Below are 7,748 nucleotides of genomic sequence, written 5' to 3'. Positions count from 1 at the left end.
GTTTGACGCCTTTGAGCATGACGAAACTATGGACAGTTTCGAAGCCCAGGCACGCCCCCCGCACGAGGGAGATGTCGCACGAGCACCTACTGAGCTACTCATAATCGAGCACTGTGCATAAGTGCCCTTTATGGAGAGCTGTACATAAGGGCACTTTGCTGCCGCCCACGGCGCCCGGGCCTTCGGCTGCAACGGGTCGAGATCACCCGTTCGACCCCGTCGATCAGCAGACATTCGCCGCAGTTTGACGCGGTGTGCGGCGGCCAGATCGCTTGGGTGCTGTGCAAAACGCTGCGAAGCCGACGGACTGCTCCGTTCGCATGCCCCTGGCAGCCGCCGGTGCTCATGAAGACTGGATCATGTGCTCGTCGAACGGGACTGGATGCTGACATGCTCACTGGAAGACGCAACCGTGAATCCGTGGTCGTCGTTTTGGATCGACTGATCGTCGCTCGTCAAACGCGCCTGGAACGTCGCCGTCACGCTGGGCGGCACGACGAGGACGTCACCTGCCAGCCTGAGAAAAGCGCCGTGTTCGGGAGGCTGGGGACGGGGCGTGAGGCTTCGGCAGCGCCGGCATCGCTCCCTCGACAGGCAGCCAATCACTAGCCGACAAGCAAGCAGAATTCTGCTTCACCCCTGGAACTGAAATTCGAGCCGAAATGAAAAAGGGACTTAGAGGCTTTCGCTTCTAAATCCTTGATTTCTTTTCTTATTTTTGGTCTGTACGGCGGGATTCGAACTCGCTATCCCTTGCACCCGATCCAGGATTACCGCCTACCGTTAACCGCCTGACGCGCGCGTTGCAACGGGGTGCGTTCCGGGGCTCGGTAGCCGCAGTTCTCTTCGCTCAGCCGCCAATCAGGCATGGCCGCAGCAACCTTGGACGCGACGGCGGGGGCAGCGTCGAGCAGCATCGAGCCGGCGATGCAGCGCACCACCGTGGCACCCAACGCCTTGACGGTCGTCTGCGCCTCAGCCACCACAGCAGGGTCGGGCTGCAGCGCGGGGAACGAGAAAACGTACCTGCTCATGGCCTCGATTATCGCGCCAAGCCCTTTCCTTGCCTACTGGCCGTGAATCCAAGGTCTTCGGCGTTCGCAAGAGCGAGATCCACGATGGCCTGGGAGCGAGCGGCGTCCCGCGGGAGATCGAACGCCAGGCTACCGGCCAAGCCGCGCGCCACAACACCGGTGGCGATCGGGCTTGCCATGGAGGTGCCGCTCATGACGCCCCAGCGATCTCCAAATATCGTCGATACGATGGCAACCCCGGGAGCGGTCATCGCCACCTTGGATCCACGGTTCGAGAAGCTCGCGAAGAATGTCTGCGACCCTGCGATCTGCTTGCCCGTCACCTTGCTCAAGGTCCAATCGATGTAGGTGCCGGCCGGCCAGCTCGCCTCAAGTCCGATGGCCGACACCGCCAAGCATCGTTTGTAGCCAGCCGGATAGTCGACGTTGTCGTGCCCATCGTTCCCGGTGGCCGCGATGCAGACGCAGCCCGCTTCCCAGGCAAGGTCGATGGCATCCTTGACTGCGCCGTCCTCGGCGCCGCCGATGCTGAGGTTGATCAGGTCACATCCGTCGGCCGCAGCCTGCTTGATCGCTGTGGAGATGTCGAAAGTCGAGGCGTATTCAGCGCCGGATTTGAAGATCCGGTAGGAGAGCAGCTCGACCTTTGGCGCCTCGCCTCGACGCCAGCCGCTTGCTGACGAAGCGATGACCCCCGCCACATGCGTTCCGTGACCTTCCTCGTCGGTGTAGAGCGTCGCCGACTCGCCCGTGGTGTTCATCCCACCGAGAACCGTCAGCGCAGCATGTTTGCCGACACCGGTGTCGATCACACCGACGCGAACCTTCTTGCCGTCGCCGATCTTGGCCTTGCCGTACACCTTGTTGCGCGCGTCCGGCTCATCAATCGCGAGGGCGGGCACCTTCACGGTCAGGGTCGATTGGGGAACTGAGACGCTCAGCAGGGCAACTGGCCACGCAGAGTGCAAAGGTTCGACGGCAACGGACTCGAGCTCTGAAGTGCTCTTGCTCAACACGAATGTGGCGATGCCTTCCGTGTCGGTACGGACCTCCAGACCGATACCCTTTGCAGAGTTCAGCATGACGGTGACCAGCGCATCCGCAAGTGGTATGGGCTTTGGACCATCGACCACCACCTTGACTTGGTACGTCGCACCATGTCCGGGCTTCACGCGCGGCTTCTTGAGCTCAGTGCTCAACTTGCGCCAGGGTCGAGCGGGGCGATCCAGCCGGTACCACTGCTCCTGGAAAACCTTGGCTCCAGGAACAGACTTCTCCTGAACTTCGGTCAGGCTGAGATTCCCTCCCTCAACGAGGACCGCGCAGTCGGTCGGCGAGGTCTTCACCACCTTGAGCCCGGGCGCCGGCTGCAGCGCCGCCGGCCTGGCCGCAAGAATCTTGACCTGCGTCGCGCCGCCTCCTCGACCGGGGGGCGCCGCGATGGCCACTTGAAACGACCTTCGAGCGGCGGGCGAGCGGGTGGTGAACTGGCCTAGGCCGACCACGGTGATCTTCTGCGGCTCGTCCAGGTTCACCGATGTCTTCTGAGGAATGACGACGAAGCGCTTAGGGAATTTCGGTGTGCTGGTCACGACTGTCCTTGCTTTGCTCGGTCACGCTGCTGCAACACGAGACGCTGAGTTGGCCGCAGGCGCGGACCGATGTGCAGTGCTCGGCTGAGCTGGCTTCTGGGCACGAAGGCAGTCGAGGTAGTCAGCCCAGGCCTGCATCATTTCCCTGCGCTGAGGAAGGTACTCCGCATGGTTGTACGCAGCCTTGACTTCGTTGCGTTCAACATGGGACAGCTGCCGCTCAATCACGTCGGAAGGCCACCCTTGCTCGTGCAGCATGGTTGAAGCCATGCCTCTAAAACCGTGGGCGGTCAGCATCGTGCGGTCATAGCCCATGCGCCGCAGCGCGGCGTTCACCGTGTTCTCGCTCATCGGTTCGCCGTTCGTCCGGTTGCCTGGGAACACCCAGTTCCTCTTGCCGGTGAGCGGCTGCAAGTCCTTCAGCAACGCGACAGCCTGGGTGGAAAGCGGCACTATGTGCATGACGCGCCGCTTCATCTTTGCGGCGGGAATGCGCCACTCTGCAGATTCGAGGTTGATCTCCGACCATTCAGCTTGGCGAAGCTCTCCTGGGCGCACGAACAGCAAGGGCGTCAGCTGCATGGCGATCCGGGTGACGAGCTTGCCCTTGTGATCATCGATGTCGCGAAGTAGCTGTCCGACTTCGCGCGGGTCGGTGATGGTCGGGTAGTGGACAGGCTTCCAAGCGGGTAGGGCGCCACGCAAGTCGCGGCTTGGATCGCTTTCGATGAGCCCGGTCGACACTGCGTAGCGGAAAACCTGACCGCAGTTCTGCTGGACGCGATGGGTTGTTTCAAGCGCTCCCCGTTCTTCAACGCGTCTCAGCAGGGCGAGGACATCCGCGGGCTTGATTTCCTTGACCGGCCGGCTGCCGATCCACGGGAACACGTCTCGCTCAAGGCGCCTGATGATCTTGTCGGAGTGCGAGTCAGCCCAGGTGGACTCGTTCTTGGCGAACCACTCGCGCGCGACCGCCTCAAACGTTCCCGGGGCGGCAATCCCTGCTTCGGCAAGCGCCTCCAGCTCCCGCTGCTTCTCCACTTCGGCGCGCTTGGCTTGTCGATGCTTGCTGGGGTCGAAACCGGCGCGGACGAGCTTGCGTGCGTCGTCGGCGAGCTTGCGGGCCTCCGCGAGACCGGTGAGTGGATAGGTGCCGAGACTGAGCGTTTTGCGCCGACCAGCAACGGCGTAGTCCAGGCGCCAGGCGTGGGAGCCGCCCTTGACGAACAGCAGCAGATACAAGCCTGCACCGTCGTTCAAGCGCTTGCGGCTGTCGCCCGCCTTGATGGCTTTGAGGGTGGCATTGGAGGGGATCAGATGCTGTGCCATGGCATGCAGTAACTTTTCGGGCTCGGAGGCCCAAATTTTCGAGTTACTGCGTTAGTTACTGCAATGTGATCTCGGATCTCCTGGGATGTGCTGGGACCGTAAGCAAAAGAAAAAAGCCCTAGAGCGTTGATTCTCAAGGGCTTTTCGGATTTCATGGGACGGTGCGGAACCGTCTGGAATGATCGGTTGGTGGAGAGGAGGAGGATCGAACTCCCGACCTCCGCATTGCGAACGCGGCGCTCTCCCAGCTGAGCTACCCCCCCACACGACGCAAAAAGTATAGCCGTCGAAGAAAGCGGCCAGCGGTCGCGACGGCGCGTGGCTCAGGCCGGCAGCGATACCGCGTCCAGCAGTTCGCTTTCGATTTGGATCTGCGCCTTGTTCTGCTGCAGTGCCGGGCCTTCGACGAGGAAGGTGTCCTCCACTCGCTCGCCCAGCGTCGAGATCTTGGCCAGTTGCAGGTTGATGCGGTGGCGCGCCAGCACGCGGGCGATGGCATACAGGAGGCCGGCGCGGTCGCTGGTGGAGATGGTCAGCAGCCAGGCGGTGGCGCGCTCGTCAGGCCGCAGCGAGATGCGCGGCGAGTAGGGGAAGCTCTTGACGCGCCGCGACAGCCGTCCCCGGCGCGGCTCGGGCAGCGGGCCGCCGGCCAGCAGCACGGCGGCGAGTTTCTGCTCGACCATGGGCACGAGGTCGCGGTGGTGCACGTCCGCCTCGGGGCGGATGGCCTGGAAGGTGTCCAGCGCATAGCCCTTGCGCGTGGTGTGCACCTTGGCGTCGAGGATGCTGAAACCGGCACTGTCGAAGTAGCCGCAGATGCGGGCGAACAGGTCGGGCTGGTCCGGCGCATAGACCAACACCTGCAGGCCTTCGCCAATAGGCGACGGCCGGGCGCGCACGATGGGCGCCTGCGTCTCGACGTGGCGCCACAGCGAGCGCGCATGCCAGGCCAGCTCGGCGCCGTCGTGGCGCGCGAAGTAGCTCAGGGCCAGCGTCTTCCACAGCGGCTCCTCGGTGCCGGGCAGCTGGGAGTGCAGGGCCAGGGCTTGCCTGGCCTCCTGCTTGCGGGCCTCGATCTCGGCGTCGAGATTGATGGGCGCGCCGCCCAGCGCACGCAGCGTGATGCGGAAGAGGTCCTCCAGCAGCTTGCCCTTCCAGGCGTTCCAGACCTTGGGGCTGGTGCCGCGGATGTCGGCCACGGTCAGCAGGTACAGTGCCGTGAGATTGCGCGCATTGCCGACCTTGGCGGCGAAGGCGGCGATGACGTCGGGGTCGGACAGGTCTTCCTTCTGCGCCACGCGCGACATCGTCAGGTGATGCTCGACGAGGAAGACGCACAGCGCCGTCTCGTCCGCGCCGACGCCGTGCTGGCGGCAGAAGCGCCGCACCTCGACGGCACCCAGCTCGGAGTGGTCGCCGCCGCGGCCCTTGGCCACGTCGTGGAAGAGGGCGGCGATGTAGAGCAGCTCGGGTGCGTCGAACTGCGCCGCGAGCTGGGAGCAGAACGGGTACTCGTGGGCGTGCTCGGGCACGAGGAAGCGCCGCACGTTGCGCAGCACCATGAGGATGTGCTGGTCCACGGTGTAGACGTGGAAGAGGTCGTGTTGCATCTGCCCGACGATGGCGCGGAACACCCACAGGTAGCGGCCCAGCACGGAGGTCTGGTTCATCAGCCGGAAGGCATGCGTCTGGCCCTCGGGCGCGCGCAGCATGGCCATGAAGGTGGCGCGGTTGACCGGGTCACGGCGCCAGGCGGCGTCCATGAGGCCGCGCGCGTTGTACAGCGCCCGCAGCGTGCTGGCCGACAAGCCCTTGATGCCGGGCGTCTGCTGGTAGACGAGGAAGGTGCGCAGGATGGCGTGCGGGTCCTGCAGATAGAGGTCGTCCGTCGCCACCTCCAGCATGCGGCCGCGGTCCAGGAAGTCGATCTGGCCGTCGATGCGCCGCAGCTGGCTTTGCTCCGGGCCGCTGATCTGCTCCTCCAGGTTCAGCAGCAGGATCTGATGCAACTGCGACACGGCCTTGGCCGCCCAGTAGTAGCGGCGCATCAGCACTTCCGACGCGCGCTGCGAGCCGGTGCTCTGGAAGCCGAAGCTCTGCGCCACGGCGGTCTGCAGGTCGAAGACGAGGCGGTCCTCGCGCCGGCCGGCCACGGCATGCAGCCGCGCGCGGATCAGCGTGAGCTGGCCTTCGTTGCGCTGCAGTTGGCGGCCTTCGAACGGCGTGATGAGGCCGCGCTGGACGAGGCCCCGCCAGGTGTGGCCCAGGCCGGCCGCGCGCGCGATCCAGAGCAGCATCTGCAGGTCGCGCAGGCCACCGGGACTTTCCTTGCAGTTGGGCTCCAGCGCATACGGCGTGTCGTCGAACTTGGTGTGGCGCTGCGAGCCCTCCAGCATCTTGGCGCGGAAGAAGGCGCGCACGTCCATGGCCAGCGCGAAGCGCTCGGTCATGCGCTCGAACAGCTTCTCGTCACCGGCCAGCGCGCGGGCTTCGAGCAGCGCCGTCTGCACTGTCACGTCGCCCGCCGACTCGCTCAGGCATTCGCCCAGCGTGCGCACCGAGGAGCCGATCTCCAGGCCCACGTCCCAGCAGGACGTGATGAAACCCTCGATGGCGGCCTTGACCGGGCCGGGCTGGTGGGTCTCGACGCCGTCGGGCAGCAGCACGAGCACGTCGACATCGGAATGCGGGAACAGCTCGCCGCGGCCGTAGCCGCCAACGGCGGCCAGGCAGGCGCCTTCGGGCATGCGGGCCTGCGCCCACAGGCTGCGCAGCGTGTCGTCGACATGGCGGGCCAGGCGGCGCAGCAGCGTGCGCGCGCCGGCCTGGGTCGGGCGCTCGGCCAGGAAGCCGTCGATCAGCGCCTGCTTGCCGGCCTTGAACTGCTGGCGGAGATCGGCGAGCGTCGCCACGTCAGGCGCTAACGGCAGCAGCCTGCGTGATGAATGCCGGCGGCGGCGGGCTGCCGGCGGAGACCGTCATGACTTCGTAGCCGGTGTCCGTCACGAGGATGGTGTGCTCCCACTGGGCCGAGAGGGACCGGTCCTTGGTGGCGATGGTCCAGCCGTCGCCGGTCTCGCGGATCTCGCGGCGGCCGGCGTTGATCATGGGCTCGATGGTGAACATCATGCCGGGCACCAGTTCGTCCAGCGTGCCCGGGCGGCCGTAGTGCAGCACCTGCGGGTCCTCGTGGAAGACGCGGCCGATGCCGTGGCCGCAGAACTCGCGCACGATGGAGAAGCCGGCGTTCTCGGCGAAGGTCTGGATGGCGTGGCCGATGTCGCCCAGGCGCGCGCCGGGCTTGACCTTGGCGATGCCCTTCCACATGGCTTCATACGTGAAGGCGCACAGGCGCTTGGCCGCAATGGAGCCTTCCCCGACGACGAACATGCGGCTCGTGTCGCCATGCCAGCCGTCCTTGATGACGGTGACGTCGATGTTGACGATGTCGCCGTTCTTCAGCGCCTTGTCGTTCGGGATGCCGTGGCAGACCACCTGGTTGACCGAGGTGCAGATGGACTTCGGGTAAGGGATGTAGCCGGGCGGGCAGTAGTTCAGCGGCGCCGGGATGCCTTGCTGCACGTGGACGATGTGGTCGTGCGCGAGCTTGTCCAGTTCGTTGGTCGTGATGCCGGGTTTGACATGCGCGGTGAGCATGTCCAGGACTTCGGAGGCGAGGCGCCCGGCGATGCGCATGCCTTCGACATCGGCAGCGGTCTTGATCGTGATGGCCATGGCTGGATTATCTCAGTTGCCCATCCCGCCTCTGCGGGACCTGGGCGTGTAGGGCCTG

At 65.2% G+C, this 7,748-nt stretch carries 5 protein-coding genes and 1 tRNA gene; all 6 read right to left on the bottom strand.

What is annotated here, in order from left to right; translation table 11 throughout:
* Positions 1–770: 770 nt before the first annotated feature.
* On the bottom strand, positions 771–1,034 hold the full coding sequence (locus ACG00Y_RS03955; protein ID WP_394476158.1) for a hypothetical protein: 264 nt from the start codon (positions 1,032–1,034) through the stop codon (positions 771–773).
* Positions 1,035–1,042: 8 nt separating this feature from the next.
* Complete coding sequence (locus tag ACG00Y_RS03950) at positions 1,043–2,626, bottom strand: S8 family peptidase (protein WP_394476156.1); 1,584 nt, start codon at positions 2,624–2,626, stop codon at positions 1,043–1,045.
* 21 nt (positions 2,627–2,647) lie between these two features.
* The gene (locus ACG00Y_RS03945; protein ID WP_394476154.1) at positions 2,648–3,955 is read right to left on the bottom strand and encodes a tyrosine-type recombinase/integrase; all 1,308 of its coding nucleotides are present in this window, start codon (positions 3,953–3,955) and stop codon (positions 2,648–2,650) included.
* Positions 3,956–4,142: 187 nt separating this feature from the next.
* Positions 4,143–4,218: transfer RNA gene (locus tag ACG00Y_RS03940), tRNA-Ala, on the bottom strand.
* Between the two features lie 60 nt (positions 4,219–4,278).
* Entirely contained in the window at positions 4,279–6,867 is a 2,589-nt protein-coding gene (locus ACG00Y_RS03935; protein ID WP_394476152.1) for a [protein-PII] uridylyltransferase, read from the bottom strand.
* Position 6,868: 1 nt separating this feature from the next.
* Positions 6,869–7,690 (bottom strand): type I methionyl aminopeptidase, encoded by an 822-nt coding sequence (gene map, locus ACG00Y_RS03930; RefSeq protein ID WP_394476150.1) that lies wholly within the window; start codon positions 7,688–7,690, stop codon positions 6,869–6,871.
* Between the last annotated feature and the right edge of the window lie 58 nt (positions 7,691–7,748).

It is taken from the genome of Pelomonas parva (assembly GCF_043555835.1).
Classification (GTDB): domain Bacteria; phylum Pseudomonadota; class Gammaproteobacteria; order Burkholderiales; family Burkholderiaceae_C; genus Pelomonas; species Pelomonas parva.
The sequence above is the reverse complement of the archived record's forward strand: the minus strand, read 5'-3'. Positions and strand labels throughout refer to the sequence as shown.

Excerpts from the sequence above, each read along its gene's own strand:
- ACG00Y_RS03955 (WP_394476158.1), bottom strand. The coding sequence starts at position 1,034 with ATGAGCAGGTACGTTTTCTCGTTCCCCGCGCTGCAGCCCGACCCTGCT.
- ACG00Y_RS03945 (WP_394476154.1), bottom strand. The coding sequence starts at position 3,955 with ATGGCACAGCATCTGATCCCCTCCAATGCCACCCTCAAAGCCATCAAG.
- map (WP_394476150.1), bottom strand. The coding sequence starts at position 7,690 with ATGGCCATCACGATCAAGACCGCTGCCGATGTCGAAGGCATGCGCATC.